This window comes from Acidisoma sp. L85, from assembly GCF_009765865.1.
GTDB lineage: Bacteria > Pseudomonadota > Alphaproteobacteria > Acetobacterales > Acetobacteraceae > Acidisoma.
In genome coordinates, this window is sequence record NZ_LMUQ01000064.1 from 154151 (window position 1) to 168936 (window position 14786).

Consider the following 14786-nt stretch of genomic DNA (forward strand, 5'->3'; position numbering starts at 1 on the left):
TCGCATCAGTGCATCACGTTCGCACCACGCCTAACCCGTTGGCGTTGAGCGCAGCCGGTCGAGTGCCGTACCGGCCAGGATGAAGCTGTCGTCGTGGTCTTTCAGGACGAAGCCGATCCGCTCGTAGAAGGCGCGTGCCGAGGCGTTCATCCGATCGACTTCGAGCAGGATGAAGCCGCAATCCTCGTGAGCCTCGCGCGCCAGCACCGCGCGCAAGAGCGCGATGCCGAGGCCCGCGCCTCGCTGCGCTTCGTCCACATAAAGATCGGATAAGTAAACGCCCGGCCGCCCTCGCCATGCCGAGAACAGCCAGGAGTAAAGGCAGAAGCCGACCAGCCCATGCGCCTGTTCCGCCACCAGGATGGTGAAGCGGCCTCGCCCCGCAGCCCCGTGCGCAAGCAGATCCGCGGCGGTCGTCCTGGGGACGAAGCCCGGTTCGATGTGTTCGGCGAGTTTGCGAATCATCGCCGCGACCGCGCCAAGCTCGTCTACCTTCGCCTCCCTGATAAGAGCCGACGAACTCAAGCCGATGCCCCAGCCGGCAGACCAGCTCCCCTCGCGAAGTCGAGGAGGCTCGCGGTGATCCCATCCATGATCTCGTCGATCTGCGCCTCCGTCACGATGAGCGGCGGACAAACCATGAAGTGATCGCCGATACGGCCACCCCGTGTGCGGCGCGAATAGAGGATTAGCCCACGCTCGTACGCGATATCGATCAGCCGCAGATGGGCGTTCAGCTCAGCCGGGAGCGGCGCCATCGTCTCCCGATCCGCCACCAGCTCGAAGGCCAGCAGCAGCCCCTTGCCGCGCACGTCGCCGATAAATGGGAAACGCTGCATGAGCGCCTGAAGCCGCGCCTTCAGCCGTTCACCTCGATCCTGCGCCGCTTCCAACAGGTCCAGCCGATCGATCTCCTCGATCACCGCGAGGCCGGCGGCACAGGCGAGGGGATTGCCGGCATAGGTATGGCCGTGCATGAAGCCGCCATTGTCGATCACGGCATTGGCGATCCGCGCGTCAGCCACCATCGCGCCGAGCGGCACGTAACCCGCACCCAGCCCCTTCGAGAGTGCGATAAGATCGGGCCGTACGCCCCAATGGTCCAGCGCCAGATATTTCCCGGTGCGGCCGGCGCCGCTCATTACCTCGTCGCTGATCAGCAGGATGTCGAACTCGTCACAGATGGCGCGGATCTCGGCATGGTAGCTGTCCGGCGCCACCAGCGCTCCGGTCGAGGCGCCGCCCACCGGCTCCATGATGAAGGCGAGCACCGTCTCCGGCCCCTGCCGCAGAATCTCCTCCCGCAGCATCCGCGCATAACGCAGCCCGCGTTCCTCGGCCGAGAGGCTGTCCCGGTCGAGGTAGCAAGTCGGCGCAGGGATCTTCGGCATCTCGCGCATCATCGGCGCGAAAGGCGCACTCATCAGTGACATGCCTGTGACTGAAAGGGCGCCCAGGGTCGTGCCGTGATACGAAGGGAAGCGCGAGATGACCTTCCAGCGCTGCGCCTCACCGATCGCCAGCGCATATTGGCGGGCGAGCTTGAGGCAACTCTCCACCGCCTCCGAACCGCCCGAGACGAAGAAGACGCGGTCGAGCCCCGGCGGCATCTTCGTTGCGATCCGGTTGGCGAGTTGCTCAGCCGGTTCGTTCTCGAAATGCAGGCGATAGCCGAAGGTCGAACGGTCCATCTGCCGCCGCATCGCTTCCAGCACGGCCGGGTTGGAGTGCCCGATGTTGGAGACCATCGAGCCGCTGGAACCGTCGAGGTAGCGCTTGCCGTTCTGGTCCCAGAGATAGACGCCCTCGGCCCGATCGAGCAGGGGCCGCCGCAGCCGCGTCTGGTAGAACAGTTTCGACGCGGATTGATCCGTCGGCATAACGCCTCCCCCTATCGCCACACCCTAGCTTCGGCCGGGACGCCGCATTTGCCCAGGCCCGCGAGGCGTGCTTGAGACAGTTGATCCGCTGACGACCCCAAGCATCGAGGCCCTTACGATGACCGACCTGAATGCCGTGCTCGACGCCGCCGATAATGGTCTGGATCGCAGCCTCGACCGGCTCTTTGAATTCCTGCGAATCCCATCAATCTCCGCCGATGCCGCCTATGCGGCGGATTGCCGCCGGGCCGCCGATTGGGCCGCTGCCGCGCTGACCGAAATTGGCTTCGAGGCCTCGGCACGGAAGGCGCTGGGGCAGCCCATCGTCGTCGGCCACCGCCGCACCGGTCGCGCTGGCGCGCCGCATGTCCTGTTCTACGGCCATTACGACGTGCAGCCGCCCGACCCGCTGGATCTTTGGACCTCGCCGCCCTTCGAGCCGCAACGTGTGCCGGGTCCGCGCGGTGAGGCGATCGTTGGGCGCGGCGCGTCGGACGACAAAGGCCAGGTGATGACCTTCGTGGAAGCCTGCCGCGCTTTCATCGAAACGCGGGGCGAATTGCCCATCGACGTCACCGTGTTGCTCGAGGGCGAGGAGGAATCCGCTGCCCTCAGCCTGGTGCCCTTCCTCACCGAGAACCGGGAGGAGCTGAAAGCCGATTTCTGTCTCATCTGCGATACCGACCTTTGGAATGCGGAGACCCCCGCGATCACCACGATGCTGCGCGGCATTGTCTATGAGGAAGTCACCATTCGCGCGGCGTCGATGGACCTGCATTCCGGCATGTATGGCGGCGCGGCGCAGAATCCGATCCGTGTGCTGGCCCGCATCATCGCCGACTTACATGACGCCGAGGGTCGCGTGACGCTCCCCGGTTTCTACGACGACGTGCGGGAATTACCGCCGGAGGTGAAAGCGGGCTGGGACGCGTTGGGCTTCGACGATGCCGGTTTCCTCGGCGCGGTCGGCCTGTCGGTTCCGGCCGGCGAACGGGGGCGCTCCGTGCTGGAGCAAATCACCACACGGCCGACCTGCGACGTGAATGGCATCCTGGGTGGCTACACGGGGGAGGGGGCGAAGACCGTCATCCCCTCCGAAGCCTCCGCCAAGATTTCCTTCCGTATGGTGGGCGGGCAGGATCCGAAGGCGGTGCAGGCGGCCTTCCGGCAATTCGTGACGGAGCGTCTGCCGGCCGACTGCGAGGCCCGTTTCCTCGGCCACGGCAATAGCCCGGCCGTGACAGTGCCTTCCGACGGCGAACATGTGCGGCGCACACAGGCGGCCCTGACCGAAGAGTGGGGCAAGGCGGCCGCGATCATCGGTTCGGGTGGGTCGATCCCCGTGGTGGGCGACCTTCAGCACGTTCTCGGCATCGACTCGCTGTTGGTCGGCTTCGCGATGGACGACGACCGCATCCATTCGCCTAACGAAAAATACGACTTACGCAGCTTCCAGAACGGAATCCGCTCGTGGATCAGGATCCTCGACGCTCTGAAGTGACCAACCGACGTTGAGCATTGCAATCGCCCGCTCGGATCTCGCCGGGCGAAATGGTGAGAGCTGCTTCAGATCGCGAAGACGATCGGCGCATGGGCCGGGCGCTTCAGGCCCGAAACCTGGGCGCGCTGGATGAGCGCCTCCAGCGTAATGGCCTGCAAATGGGCATGGACATGCTGTTCCAGCTCGACCCACAGAGGCTCGACCGCCGCCGTCTGCAACTCGCCGCCTGCTTCCGTGACGGTTTCCTCCGCGCCGTCGCCTCCCGTCACCGCTTCCACGATCTCGGCGAGGTTGATTTGACGGGCGCTGCGGCCCAGACGGTAACCGCCTTTCGGGCCGCGCGTGCTGTCCAGCAGGCCGACTCGGGCGAGTCCCTGCAGAACCGGCTCGATTCCACGCCGAGCCATCGCCAAACGGTCTGCGATATCACCAGCGCTTTCAAGGCGCTGCCGGCCGGCGTGCCATCCTATATCCAGCATGACCGCGATAGCGGTATAGGCCCGTTCGCGACGCATGAGCATCGACGTTCTCTCCTTGATCGCGGCGAAGCTAAGAAATTCACTTCCTCCGAGGGTTATATAGGACAATGACGGGTTCGGTAGGAGTCGCTGGCAGGAAAAAAGGCCGGTCGACGGAAATTGCGCGAGAAAACGAACAAGCACGGGCCGCCCACGCCGTATCGGTGCCGCGCGGGCGGATTTATGGCAGCATTCTCGATGCCATCGGCGGCACGCCACTCATTCGCCTCGCACGGTTCAAGGCTGAGGATGGCCTCAGCGCGGACGTGCTCCTCAAGCTCGAATATCTCAATCCGCTGGGCTCGGTGAAGGACCGCATCGGCCTGGCGATGATCGAGGCCGCCGAACGGGATGGTCTGATCGAGCCTGGCCGCAGCCTCATCGTCGAACCGACGTCCGGCAATACCGGCATTGCCCTCGCCTTCGTCGCGGCCGCCAAGGGCTATGCGCTGACCGTGGTGATGCCGGATTCCGCCTCCATCGAGCGGCAGAAGATGCTGCGCTTCATGGGCGCGACCCTGGAACTCACGCCCGCGCGGATGGGCATGGCCGGGGCGATCAGCCGGGCCGAGGCGATCATTGCGAAGTCACCGGGTTCGTGGATGGCGCGGCAATTCGACAATCCGGCCAACCCGGCCATCCATGCAGCAACGACCGCCGAGGAGATCTGGGCGGATACGGGCGGCGAGGTCGATATCGTCGTCGCCGGCGCCGGCACCGGCGGGACGCTTACGGGCATCGCACGCGTTCTAAAGGCCCGGCGGCCTGGCATGCGCATCATCGCGGTCGAGCCCGCGGAAAGCGCAGTGCTCTCGGGCGACGATCCCGGGCCCCATGAGATCCAGGGCATCGGGCCTGGTTTTTGCCCCATCAACCTCGAAATGGAGCGGATCGACCAGGTAATTCCGGTCTCGGAGCGGGATGCCATGCAGGAGTCCCGCCGCTGTGCGCGGCTTGAGGGCATCCCGATCGGGATCTCCTCGGGCGCCGTACTCCATGCGGCACTGCGGCTGGCGAAGGATCCGGCCAATGAGGGGAAGAACATCGTGGCGATCGCGGCCTCCTCGGCCGAGCGTTATCTCTCCACGAATCTCTTCGCCGGACTGTAAAGGCTAGGTCGCTATAACGAAGTTGTGACGCTATTGCATGGCTGGATGCTGCGCTGCGGCATAGACTGTCAGGGCCCTCGGACATATGTTGCATCGCAGCATAACCATGCCGAGGAGGCATTTAGCCGTGGCATCTCTTACCCATTCTCGTCACCGCAGCATCGGCCGCGCTTTGGCCGACAGCGTCAGCGCCGTGACCTTCAGCATCCAGGCTCGCTTCGCAGAAGCGAAGGAGCGCCGCCGGATCTCCAAGGAGCTGTCGATGTACACGGATCGCGAGCTGCAGGAACTCGGCTTCAGCCGCAACGACATCCCTGCGATCGCGGCCGGCCACTACCGCCGCTAAGTTGTAACGGGAGCTCGGCGCGGATAAGGCGCCGGGGCTCCCGAGGCCTCAACCGCGATCAAAGATTCGTCATGGCATGCGAAGGCATGCCATCCACGCCTTGCGGCGACGGCCCCGCCTTTGTCATGCAAGCGAAGGCGTGGATGCTCGGCCTTCGCCGAGCATGACGAGGTCGAGTGAGTACGGCTCAGTACCAAAGACACCCAGCCCAACCTATCGGGTTGGCGGCGAGCCCAGCACGCCGGCGGTATAGCTTTCGACGACCTCCGCGATCGGCAGCCCGGAAACGGCGTGAAGAACCGCCTCGTTCGTGATGACGTGAGCGGGGAAGGCGAGATCCCCGCGAATATCCGGCGCCGCCGAACGCGACGACCAGAAAACTTGCGACGACAGTGTCGTCCGCCGGAAATGCAGCGCGCTGATGACCCGCCCAAAAGGCGTGTCGGTGCTTTGGAGCAGCCGGTTCATCTCGGTCGTAAGCCGGTCGGCGACGTACCAGTTGTCTGCTTCCGAGAGCAACTGGCCCCCGCATAGCAGACGAACATGCCGGTAGTGGATCGTCTCGCCCGAGGTGATGCGGAGGTGGGTCCGCACATCGGGCGGCGCGGGTTTATCCGGAGCCGGTGGCCGCTCGGCAATGACGCGAGGGTCCCGCGCGATCTGGTAGGTCTTGCACCAGCTTTCGAGCACCGCCGTCGCGCTCGGCTGCGTCAGCAATAGGTTTTCGAGGCGCTTTAGGCGGAACTCGGCCTCGGCCCGCGACGCCGGGTTGTCAGGCCACGCGACCGCGTGGTCAGCCGCCTTCACGGGATACGCCTGCAACAGCAGCAATGAGAGCGCCGCGAGACCCGTCGGCAGGCGCCACCGGGGGCGGCGTTTGGGATGCGGGTCCATCGGCCACTCAGCCGCCCGCGACGAGACGCTCGAGCCAGTGGATCGTGTAGTCGCCAGCCTGAAAGGTCGGATCGTCCAGGATCCGGCGATGCAGGGGCAGGGTGGTTTTGACGCCGCTCACCACGAACTCGTCGATCGCACGCCGCATGCGCGCTATGGCCTGCGCGCGGTTGGGCGCGTGGACGATCAGCTTGGCAATCATCGAATCGTAATAAGGCGGCACCCGGTAGCCGCCATAGAGCGCGCTATCGACCCGCACCCCGAGTCCGCCCGGCGGATGGTAGACGCTCACCACGCCCGGCGTGGGCATGAAGGTCTCGGGATCCTCGGCATTCACGCGGCATTCGATGGCATGGCCGGAGAACTGGATGTCCTCCTGCGCGTAGCCAAGCGGCTCCCCGACGGCGATGCGGATCTGCTCGCGCACCAGATCGACGTTGCAGACCATTTCGGTGATCGGATGCTCGACCTGCAGACGCGTGTTCATCTCGATGAAGGCGAACTGCCCGTCCTGATACAGGAATTCGAGTGTCCCGGCGTTGCGGTAGCCGAGTTCCTTGAGCGCATTGGTCACTGTCACACCCAGCGCGTCGCGCTGCTCGGCGGACAAAGCAGGCGAACCGGCCTCTTCCAGAACCTTCTGATGGCGGCGTTGCAGCGAGCAGTCACGCTCTCCGAAATGAACCACATTGCCGTGGGTGTCGGCGAGCACCTGCATCTCGATATGGCGCGGCCGGTCGAGATACTTCTCCATGTATACGGCGTCGTTGCCGAAGGCCGCCTTGGATTCCGCGCGGGCCACGGACCAGGCTTCGGAGAGGTCGGCGGCGGTCGGCGCGACCTTCATGCCACGTCCGCCACCGCCCGCCGCCGCCTTGATCAGCACCGGGTAGCCGATGCGGGACGCGACTTCCCGCGCCGCTTCCAGATCGGGCAAGGCGCCATCTGATCCCGGCACCAGCGGCACGCCCAGCCGCATCATCGCCGTCTTGGCCGCGATCTTGTCGCCCATCATGCGGATGTGGTCGGCCGAGGGGCCGATGAAGGCGAAGCCATGCACCTCCACCATCTCCGCGAAGCTAGCATTCTCGCTGAGGAAGCCATAGCCAGGATGGATGGCGTCGGCCCCCGTGACGCTCGCGGCAGAAAGAATTGCCTGTATGTTGAGATAGCTGTCCCGCGCCGCCGGCGGCCCGATACAGACGCTTTCATCCGCGAGGCGCACATGCATCGCGTCGGCATCGGCCGTCGAATGCACGGCGACGGAGGCAATCCCCATCTCGCGGCAGGCGCGCTGGATGCGAAGCGCGATTTCTCCGCGATTGGCGATCAGGATTTTGCGGAACATCGCGTGTGTCAGTCGACGATCATGAGGAGTTCGCCGAACTCCACCGGTGTCGCGGTGCGCACCACGATCTGGGAGACAGTGCCCGCGCGCGGCGCCTTGATCTGGTTGAAGGTCTTCATCGCTTCGATGAGAAGCAGCGTCTGGCCAGCCTCCACCCGTTGCCCAAGAGTAACGAACGGAGGTGTCTCAGGATCGGAGGAAAGATAGGCGATACCCACCATGGGGCTGGCGACGGCGCCCGGGTGATCAACCTCGGGTTCTGCGATGGTTTCCGGCAGGGCGCGCGGTGGGACAGCGACCGGAGCAGGCGGCGGTGCGGCAGCCACGGGTGCATGGTGCATAGCGACGGTGGCCGGCGTCCGCACGATGCGGATGCGGCGATCCTTCTCCGCTATCTCGATCTCGGTCAGGCCCGTTTCGTCGAGAATGGCGGCGAGTTCGCGGATATCCTCGGGCTCGAACGACAACCGGCTCATGAACGATCCTCCAGCAGCCGGGCCATCGCGGTCAATGCCAGGGCGTAACCATGTGTTCCGAATCCGCACAGCACACCCGTTGCCATTGTCGACACATAAGAATGGTGCCGGAATTGCTCCCGACGATGGATATTCGAGATATGCACCTCGATGACGGGTAACTCCGTAGATAGCAGCGCATCGAGCAGCGCGACCGAGGTATGGCTGTAGCCGGCCGGGTTGATCACGATCCCCTGTGCCCGTCCCCGGCATTCCTGGACCCACGAGATCAACTCGCCCTCGCCATTGGTCTGGCGGAAATCGATCGCCAGGTCGAGGCCCTCGGCTGTCTCAGCGCAAAGCTGTTCGATGTCATCGAGCGTCGCGGCACCGTAAATCTGCGGCTGCCGCAAGCCGAGCATGTTGAGGTTGGGGCCGTTGAGCACGGCAACGAGAGGGGCGACCATCACCCGCGCCTAGCATAGCGGATTGCCGGGGCCAATGGCTTCCCGCCCGTGCCGCCCTCAGAGAAGCTCACAGGCCTCGTCAAAGGTGAGGCGCGGGTTGCGTGGGCCTTCGGGCGGAATGCCATAGCCGAGCGACACCAGGAAGTTGGACCGCCAGCCGCGCGGGTCGAGAAAGAGCTGGTCGACGCGATTGGTATCGACCCCCGACATCGGCCAGCAGTCGAGCCCGAGCAGGCGTGCCGCCGCGATAAGGTAGCCGCCTTGCAGCGTGCCGTTGCGAAAGGCGGTCTCCTGCGAGAACTCGTCGTTCCAGGCGAACCAGGACCGCGCATCGGCCTGCGGATAGAGGCGGAAGAGATTGTCGTAGAAAACCGGGTCATAGGCGACGATCACCGTGACCGGCGCGGCCATGACGCCCTCGACATTGCCCGGCGACAGGGTCTGCCGCAGCTTCTCCTTGGCCTCCCGGCTGCGCAGGAACAGGAAACGGGCAGGCGAGGAATTGGCCGAGGTCGGCCCGAGCTTGGCGAGATCGTAGAGCCGGCGGAGGGTGCTGTCCTCGACCGGACGGTCAGTCCAGCCGATCGGGGTCCGCGCGTCGATAAAGAGCAGCGGGAGGCCGGGGACTTCACGGTCGGCCTCGGTGAAGTCAGGCGCCGGGATGACCTCGGGCGCGGCCTCGATCTCGGTCTCGGGCTCAGTCGGGAAGGCGATATCCTCGTCGCCGGTCGGCACGATAGGCTCATCGACGGCAGCCACGCGTTCGGGCTCGTGCGGTAAAACGATGTCCTCATCGCCGGTGGGCACGACAGGAGCTTCTACGGAGACGTGCTCGGCGCTTGCTTTTGCGACGCTGGCAGTTTCAGGTTCAAGCGTCTCAGCCATCGCACCGGTCTCCACGAAAGCCGGAGTGATAGCACGCGCCCCGCCTCGGGCAATGCCGGCCGGACTTCGCGGATAGCGCGCCTTCGCGGCGGGTAAGCCCGATTGCTCCGGCGACCGCAGCCCGATGCCTAAAGCTCGACCTGCTCCACGGACGTCACTTCCGGCACGTAGTGGCGCAGCATGTTCTCGATGCCGTGCTTCAGCGTGGCGCGGGAGGAGGGGCAGCCGCTGCAGGCGCCCTGCATGTGCAGTTTCACAACGCCATCGCGATAGCCATGGAACACGATGTCGCCGCCGTCGCTTGCGACTGCCGGGCGAACCCGCGTATCCAGCAATTCCTTGATCTGGTCGACGATCTCGCGGTCCTCGGGGAGGATCTCCTCCTCGGCGATCACGGCGGCTTCGTTCACCACCGGGCGACCGGAGAGGAAATGCTCCATCAGCGTGCCGAGCACCTGCGGCTTAAGCTCCGCCCAATCCTCATCCTCGGTCTTGGTGACCGTGATGAAGTCCTGGCCGAGGAAGACGCGCGAAATGCCGGGCAGCTCGAAGAGCGCGCTCGCCAGCGGGCTGCGATCCGCGGCGTAGGGGCTCGCGAAATCGGCGGTGGATGCACCCATCACGTCCCGCCCGGGCAGAAACTTAAGCGTCGCGGGATTGGGGGTGCCTTCAGTCTCGATGAACATGGCGGTTTCGGCGCTCCGGGAGGGATATGCGCGGGATACAGGACCCCGCTGGTCCGGTACCCTTCATCCTCCTCGGCGTGCGGCAATGCAAGACGAAGCTGACGGGCGGAGGTCTGCCAGACGCTTCCGGCAGGGCTCCGCTAGTCTCTCAGGGACCGTTTGAGTCTGCGCGGGCCCTCGCCCCCATCCGGCCACCCACGACAGTATGCTGATGGGTGACCGGGTGGGGGTGAGGGCCGGCGCAGACTCGGAAAATGCGCGGGCAGCGCATTTTCAAATGGTCTCTCAGGCGCCGCGCACGATCTTGTAGTTGCGCTTCACCACTTCTAGCAGCTCCGGCACCGAGGTCTCGGCCGATTTGGCCTGGAAGGTTACCTCGCCATGCTGGAACAGCATCACCCGATCGCAGACTTCCAGCGTCTGCGCGTAGTTATGCGCGATCATGATCAACGATAGGTCGCCACGCTTCTTCAGCCGGTCGATCAAATCCAGGATCAGGCCGGATTCACGGGCCCCCATCGCCGCGAGAGGCTCGTCCAGCAACAGGATACGGGCATTGGAATAGACCGCCCGCGCGATCGCCACCGCCTGCCGCTGTCCGCCCGACAGCATCGCCACCTCTTCATCGACCGAGGGGATGTTGACGCCGATATCCTCCAGCGCCTCGACGGCCCGGCGCCGCATGCTCTTGTTGTCGAGCAGCCGGAAGGGCCAGGGCCGCAGCGGCTCCCGGTTGAGGAACATGTTGTGGTAGATCGACAAGCCCGGGATCAGCGCCAGATCCTGGTAGACGCATTCGATGCCGAGCGCCCGCGCGTGATCCACCGACTTCAGCGCGACCTGCTTGCCATCCACCGTCATTGTTCCGCTGGTCGGCGACTGGAAGCCGGTCAGGATCTTGATGAGCGTCGATTTGCCCGCGCCGTTATCGCCCAGGATGCCCAGCATCTCGCCGGGCTTGAGATAGAGCGACACGCCATTGAGCGCCGTCACCGCGCCGAAACGCTTGACGATATTCTCGGCCCGCAGCGCTTCGGGACCGGTGGCCGGCGGCAAGCCGATGGCTGCTTGGCTCATAGCTTCCGCCCTGCGCGACGCAGCCGCGCGACATGGATGTTGAAGACCATGGCGATGAGGATCGCGCCGCCGATGATCATGTCGAAGGTATAGGCATTGATGCCGTCGATGGTGAAACCGTCCTGCAGCACGCCCAGCACAAGCCCGCCGACCAACCCGCCGATGATAGTGCCTGAGCCGCCCATCAGCGAGGTTCCGCCGATGACGCTGGCCGCGACCGCGAGGAACATCATATTCGTGCCGCCCGCGAGCGGGTCGGTCGAGCCGATGCGATAGGCTTCCACGATGCCGGCGAAGGCGCCCAGCACGCTGGTCAGCACGAAATTGCCGATCTTGATCTTCGGCACGTTGATGCCGGATTCGGCGGCGGCCAGAACATTGCCGCCGACCGCGATTGTATGCAGCCCCCAGCGCGTATTGCGCAGCACGACATGCATGATGGCGACGATGATCACCGCCCAGATGATCTCGGCATAACCCGCCGCTCCCATGATCTTGGCGAAGGCTGGGCTGCCGGGCGTATCGACGGGGAAGCCTTTGGAGATCGTCAGCGTCAGGCCATTGATCAGGAACAATGTGCCGAGCGTCGTGACGAAGGACGGCACCCGAAGCTTGACGGTAATGAAGCCATTGATGAGTCCGATGCAACCCGCGACGGCGAGCGCTATCAGCATCGCAATGATGATCGGAAGACCCAGCGAGGTCGCGCAGAAATACATGATGAAGGGCGCGATGGCGAAGACCATGCCCACCGACAGGTCGATCTCGCCGCAGATCAGCAGCATGATCTCGCCGCAAGCGATAATTACCGGTGCGGAGATGAATTGCGACAGAGTCTGAAGATTGGCGTTCGTAATGAAATTGCTGTTGGAGATCTCGAAATAGATAATCAGCAAAATCGCCACGACGACGATGCTGGCTTCGCGGAAACGTAGGAAGCCATGCAGGGTCCGCGCGGCGATACCGGGGCCCGCAGAGAGAGGCTGTTGATGTGCGCTCACGATAATTCCAATACGCAGTAGCCGCCCGAAGGCCGGATGAGGCGAGCGGATGAACCGCTCGCCTCCATAATCAGCCGGAGATCGGGCCGGACGACGTTACGATCTGTTGCTGGCCAGAATTGCCCTCGTAGCGAGTCTTCGTCGCCAGATAGGGCTTCACGCCGTCCTTGTTGATGAACTTCAGGCCGGTATTGATATCGGCCGGTCCAACCAATCCGCCGGATGCCTTGAACAGGAACATCTCGAGCACCGTGTAGAAGCCTTGGAGGTAGGGCTGCTGGTCGATGGTGAAATCCATCTGGCCCTGGCTGATCAGCTCCAGCGTTTTCGGCAGCAGGTCGAAACCGCCGCCATGCACGCCCTTCGCGACGAGGCCATACTGCGCCATCGTTTCGGCCACACCGAGGGTGGTGCCGCCATCGACGGCATACATGCCCTTCACGTCCTGGTGGCCGAGGTAATACGCCTTGACCTTGCTGATCTCCTCATTGACCGTCGGGCCGCTGGCGATTTCCTCGATCGTGATGTCCTTGCCGGACTTGGCGATCGCCGCCTTGGCGCCGTCGAAACGCGGCTGGATATTCAGCTGGCCCGGTGTCGCGATGAATAGCGCCACCTTGCCGGAGCCCACTTCGTCGGCGATGCGCAGGCCCATCTGATAGCCGGCCTGGTAGAGATCCTGCCCGATATAGGCGAGGCGCTTGTTGGAGCTGCCCAGCGGCACATCGGCATTATAGGCGAAAACCGGAATGCCGGCGGCGAGGGCGCGATCTGTCGGGCCGTCAAAGGCTTTCGGATCGACAAGGCATGCCGCGATGGCATCCGCCTTGCCCGCGATGGCGGCATTCATGGAGTTGACCATCTGGGCGGCATCGCTGGTTTGCGATCCGGTCCATTGATAGGTGCATCCCAGCAGCGCGCAGGCATCGGCGATGCCGTATTGCGTCGGCACGAAGAAGGGGTTCGTCGTCACGTGATTGACGAAGACGAACTTCCAGCGCGGATGCTCCGGGAAGGCGGTGGAGGCAGCGCGCGCCTGCCTCGCCACACCCGCGAGCAGAGCGGCGGCGGAGCCGGCAATGGCACCCGTCAGCATGCCGCGCCGCTGTAACCCCTGCGGCGCCGCAGATTCCTCGACAGTTTCGCTTGGCGTCTGTTGATCGCGATCCAAATCCATAGTGTCCCTCCGTGACCGCTGATCCGGCGCGACCTGAGGCCACGCCGCCAGACGGGGTTTTTGCTTGAAAACGGGGGCGCTCGAACCCGCCCACGCGCCACGACCTGGCTGCCGTTGCGAGGAGACATTGAAGCGCCAGCTTTTGCCCTGTCAATGGTCGGACAAGTGACCGGCCGTGTATCCTTAGGGAGACTTCCATGACGACACCCGAAGACGGTTCCGGACGCCAGCCGATGGCGGCCGTGAACGAGATGCCGACGGAGGAGTTCGTCGAGGCTTTCAGCGATCTCTGCGGCAGCGGCTGGATTGCCCCGCGGTTGGCAGGGCAGCGGCCTTTCGCGTCGCGCCACCTCATGCTCAGCGCCTTGACCGCGGTGGTCAGAAACGCGCCCGAGGAAGATCAGAAGGCGTTGCTGGCTTGTTTCGCGGCCGCGCCGAGTTTGCCCAAGGACGATGCTGAGACCGCTAAGCGGCGATCAGCTTACGAAGCGCGATTTGGCCAGCCCTTCATCATGGCGCCTGATGGAGGTCGCTCACACGAGGCCGTCAAAGCCGCACTCCGGGCGCGCCTCCACGCGACCGAGGCCGAGGAGCGGCAGACGGCGATTGATGAAATTGTGAAGATTATCGGCGCACGTCTGGATCGCCTCGTCGCGGATGGACCGGGAGGCGAACGGGCTGCCTAGGTGACTCGCACTGGAGCCGCCTAGCGCAGCACATCCATTGTTTGAGCAGCGCCCACTGTTTACCTCGTCATGCTCTGCGAAGGCAGAGCATCCACGCCTTGCTTGCCCGACGAAGAAGGCGTCATGGCACGCCTTCGCGTGCCATGACGAGGGGTAGCGCTCCAGTAATAGGCGCCTTACTGCGCCGCCACGTCCTGTCGCTCGGCGCCACCCACCGCCTCGAACCCCTCGAAATCCGGGTGCCCAAGCGTGAGTGGTTTCGCCTGCCCGGCCCCGGCATGGGCCTGGCGAAACGCTTCCGACCGGGTCCAGGCCTCGAAATCGGCTGGCGACTTCCAGATCGTGTGGGAGGCGTAGAGGATATGATCCTCGCGTTCAGGTCCCCGCAGCAGGTTGAAGCTGACGAAGCCGGGCACGGTGTGGAGTTGGCTGTCGCGCCCGATCCAGCGTTGCTCGAAAGCCGCCACCTCATCCTTGATGACGCGGAAGCGGTTCATTGCGACGAACATAGCCATAGGTCAGTTCTCCAGCTCGCTATCCCAGTAGAGATAGTCGCGCCAGCTCTGATGTAGATAGTTTGGCGGAAACGCGCGCCCGGTTTCCTGCAGTTCCCAGGTGGTTGGCTGCCGCGGCGTGCGGCGCGGCACCATGTGGCACTCGCGCGGCAGGCGGGAACCTTTGCGCAAATTACACCCGCCGCAGGCGGTCACCACATTATCCCAGGTCGTCCGCCCACCTCGGCAACGCGGGATGACG

The 14786-nt window shown here is 64.4% G+C and carries 18 protein-coding genes; 4 read left to right on the forward strand and 14 right to left on the reverse strand.

Annotation, left to right across the window (positions count from 1 at the left end):
* Positions 1-30 precede the first annotated feature (30 nt).
* Together GSQ83_RS22625 and GSQ83_RS22630 are read right to left on the reverse strand one after the other, a co-directional pair.
* Positions 31-525 (reverse strand): GNAT family N-acetyltransferase, encoded by a 495-nt coding sequence (locus tag GSQ83_RS22625; RefSeq protein WP_216850496.1) that lies wholly within the window; start codon positions 523-525, stop codon positions 31-33.
* On the reverse strand, positions 522-1880 hold the full coding sequence (locus GSQ83_RS22630; RefSeq protein ID WP_158805138.1) for an aspartate aminotransferase family protein: 1359 nt from the start codon (positions 1878-1880) through the stop codon (positions 522-524). The genes GSQ83_RS22625 and GSQ83_RS22630 overlap by 4 nt, the downstream gene beginning before the upstream one ends.
* A 118-nt stretch (positions 1881-1998) precedes the next feature.
* On the opposite strand from GSQ83_RS22630, the gene GSQ83_RS22635 reads away from it, so the two are divergent.
* Positions 1999-3381 (forward strand): M20/M25/M40 family metallo-hydrolase, encoded by a 1383-nt coding sequence (locus GSQ83_RS22635; RefSeq protein ID WP_158805139.1) that lies wholly within the window; start codon positions 1999-2001, stop codon positions 3379-3381.
* A gap of 65 nt (positions 3382-3446) precedes the next feature.
* Here the strand turns inward: GSQ83_RS22635 and GSQ83_RS22640 are convergent, their stop codons facing one another.
* Positions 3447-3902: an Rrf2 family transcriptional regulator gene (locus GSQ83_RS22640; protein WP_158805140.1), complete on the reverse strand. Its 456-nt coding sequence runs from the start codon at positions 3900-3902 to the stop codon at positions 3447-3449.
* Positions 3903-3967: 65 nt separating this feature from the next.
* On the opposite strand from GSQ83_RS22640, the gene cysK reads away from it, so the two are divergent.
* Both cysK and GSQ83_RS22650 read left to right on the forward strand, forming a co-directional pair.
* Entirely contained in the window at positions 3968-5008 is a 1041-nt protein-coding gene (cysK, locus tag GSQ83_RS22645; RefSeq protein WP_158805141.1) for a cysteine synthase A, read from the forward strand.
* 127 nt (positions 5009-5135) lie between these two features.
* The gene (locus GSQ83_RS22650; protein WP_158805142.1) at positions 5136-5354 is read left to right on the forward strand and encodes a hypothetical protein; all 219 of its coding nucleotides are present in this window, start codon (positions 5136-5138) and stop codon (positions 5352-5354) included.
* A gap of 213 nt (positions 5355-5567) precedes the next feature.
* Here GSQ83_RS22650 and GSQ83_RS22655 read toward each other — a convergent pair whose 3' ends face one another.
* The 9 genes from GSQ83_RS22655 to GSQ83_RS22695 all read right to left on the reverse strand — a co-directional run bounded on the left by GSQ83_RS22655 (position 5568) and on the right by GSQ83_RS22695 (position 13344).
* Positions 5568-6248, reverse strand: a complete 681-nt coding sequence (locus GSQ83_RS22655; protein WP_158805143.1) for a hypothetical protein — start codon at positions 6246-6248, stop codon at positions 5568-5570.
* Between the two features lie 7 nt (positions 6249-6255).
* The gene (gene accC / locus GSQ83_RS22660; protein ID WP_158805144.1) at positions 6256-7596 is read right to left on the reverse strand and encodes an acetyl-CoA carboxylase biotin carboxylase subunit; all 1341 of its coding nucleotides are present in this window, start codon (positions 7594-7596) and stop codon (positions 6256-6258) included.
* 8 nt (positions 7597-7604) lie between these two features.
* Positions 7605-8072, reverse strand: a complete 468-nt coding sequence (locus tag GSQ83_RS22665; protein WP_158805145.1) for an acetyl-CoA carboxylase biotin carboxyl carrier protein subunit — start codon at positions 8070-8072, stop codon at positions 7605-7607.
* Entirely contained in the window at positions 8069-8518 is a 450-nt protein-coding gene (gene aroQ, locus GSQ83_RS22670; RefSeq protein ID WP_158805146.1) for a type II 3-dehydroquinate dehydratase, read from the reverse strand. Before aroQ ends, GSQ83_RS22665 begins: the two co-directional genes overlap by 4 nt.
* A gap of 57 nt (positions 8519-8575) precedes the next feature.
* Positions 8576-9181, reverse strand: a complete 606-nt coding sequence (locus tag GSQ83_RS22675; protein WP_254065863.1) for a malonic semialdehyde reductase — start codon at positions 9179-9181, stop codon at positions 8576-8578.
* A gap of 350 nt (positions 9182-9531) precedes the next feature.
* Positions 9532-10089 carry a NifU family protein gene (locus GSQ83_RS22680; RefSeq protein ID WP_158805148.1) on the reverse strand — a complete coding sequence of 186 codons (558 nt, stop codon included), beginning with the start codon at positions 10087-10089 and terminating at the stop codon, positions 9532-9534.
* A gap of 285 nt (positions 10090-10374) precedes the next feature.
* The gene (locus tag GSQ83_RS22685) at positions 10375-11166 is read right to left on the reverse strand and encodes an ATP-binding cassette domain-containing protein (protein ID WP_158805149.1); all 792 of its coding nucleotides are present in this window, start codon (positions 11164-11166) and stop codon (positions 10375-10377) included.
* Entirely contained in the window at positions 11163-12167 is a 1005-nt protein-coding gene (locus GSQ83_RS22690; RefSeq protein ID WP_254065847.1) for an ABC transporter permease, read from the reverse strand. The genes GSQ83_RS22685 and GSQ83_RS22690 overlap by 4 nt, the downstream gene beginning before the upstream one ends.
* A gap of 70 nt (positions 12168-12237) precedes the next feature.
* Positions 12238-13344, reverse strand: a complete 1107-nt coding sequence (locus GSQ83_RS22695; protein ID WP_158805150.1) for a sugar ABC transporter substrate-binding protein — start codon at positions 13342-13344, stop codon at positions 12238-12240.
* Positions 13345-13541: 197 nt separating this feature from the next.
* On the opposite strand from GSQ83_RS22695, the gene GSQ83_RS22700 reads away from it, so the two are divergent.
* Positions 13542-14030: a 2-oxo-4-hydroxy-4-carboxy-5-ureidoimidazoline decarboxylase gene (locus GSQ83_RS22700; protein ID WP_158805151.1), complete on the forward strand. Its 489-nt coding sequence runs from the start codon at positions 13542-13544 to the stop codon at positions 14028-14030.
* 176 nt (positions 14031-14206) lie between these two features.
* Here the strand turns inward: GSQ83_RS22700 and GSQ83_RS22705 are convergent, their stop codons facing one another.
* Entirely contained in the window at positions 14207-14539 is a 333-nt protein-coding gene (locus GSQ83_RS22705) for an antibiotic biosynthesis monooxygenase (RefSeq protein ID WP_158805274.1), read from the reverse strand.
* A gap of 9 nt (positions 14540-14548) precedes the next feature.
* A partial coding sequence (locus GSQ83_RS22710) for an HNH endonuclease (RefSeq protein WP_174246727.1) occupies positions 14549-14786 on the reverse strand: 238 nt, incomplete at its 5' end.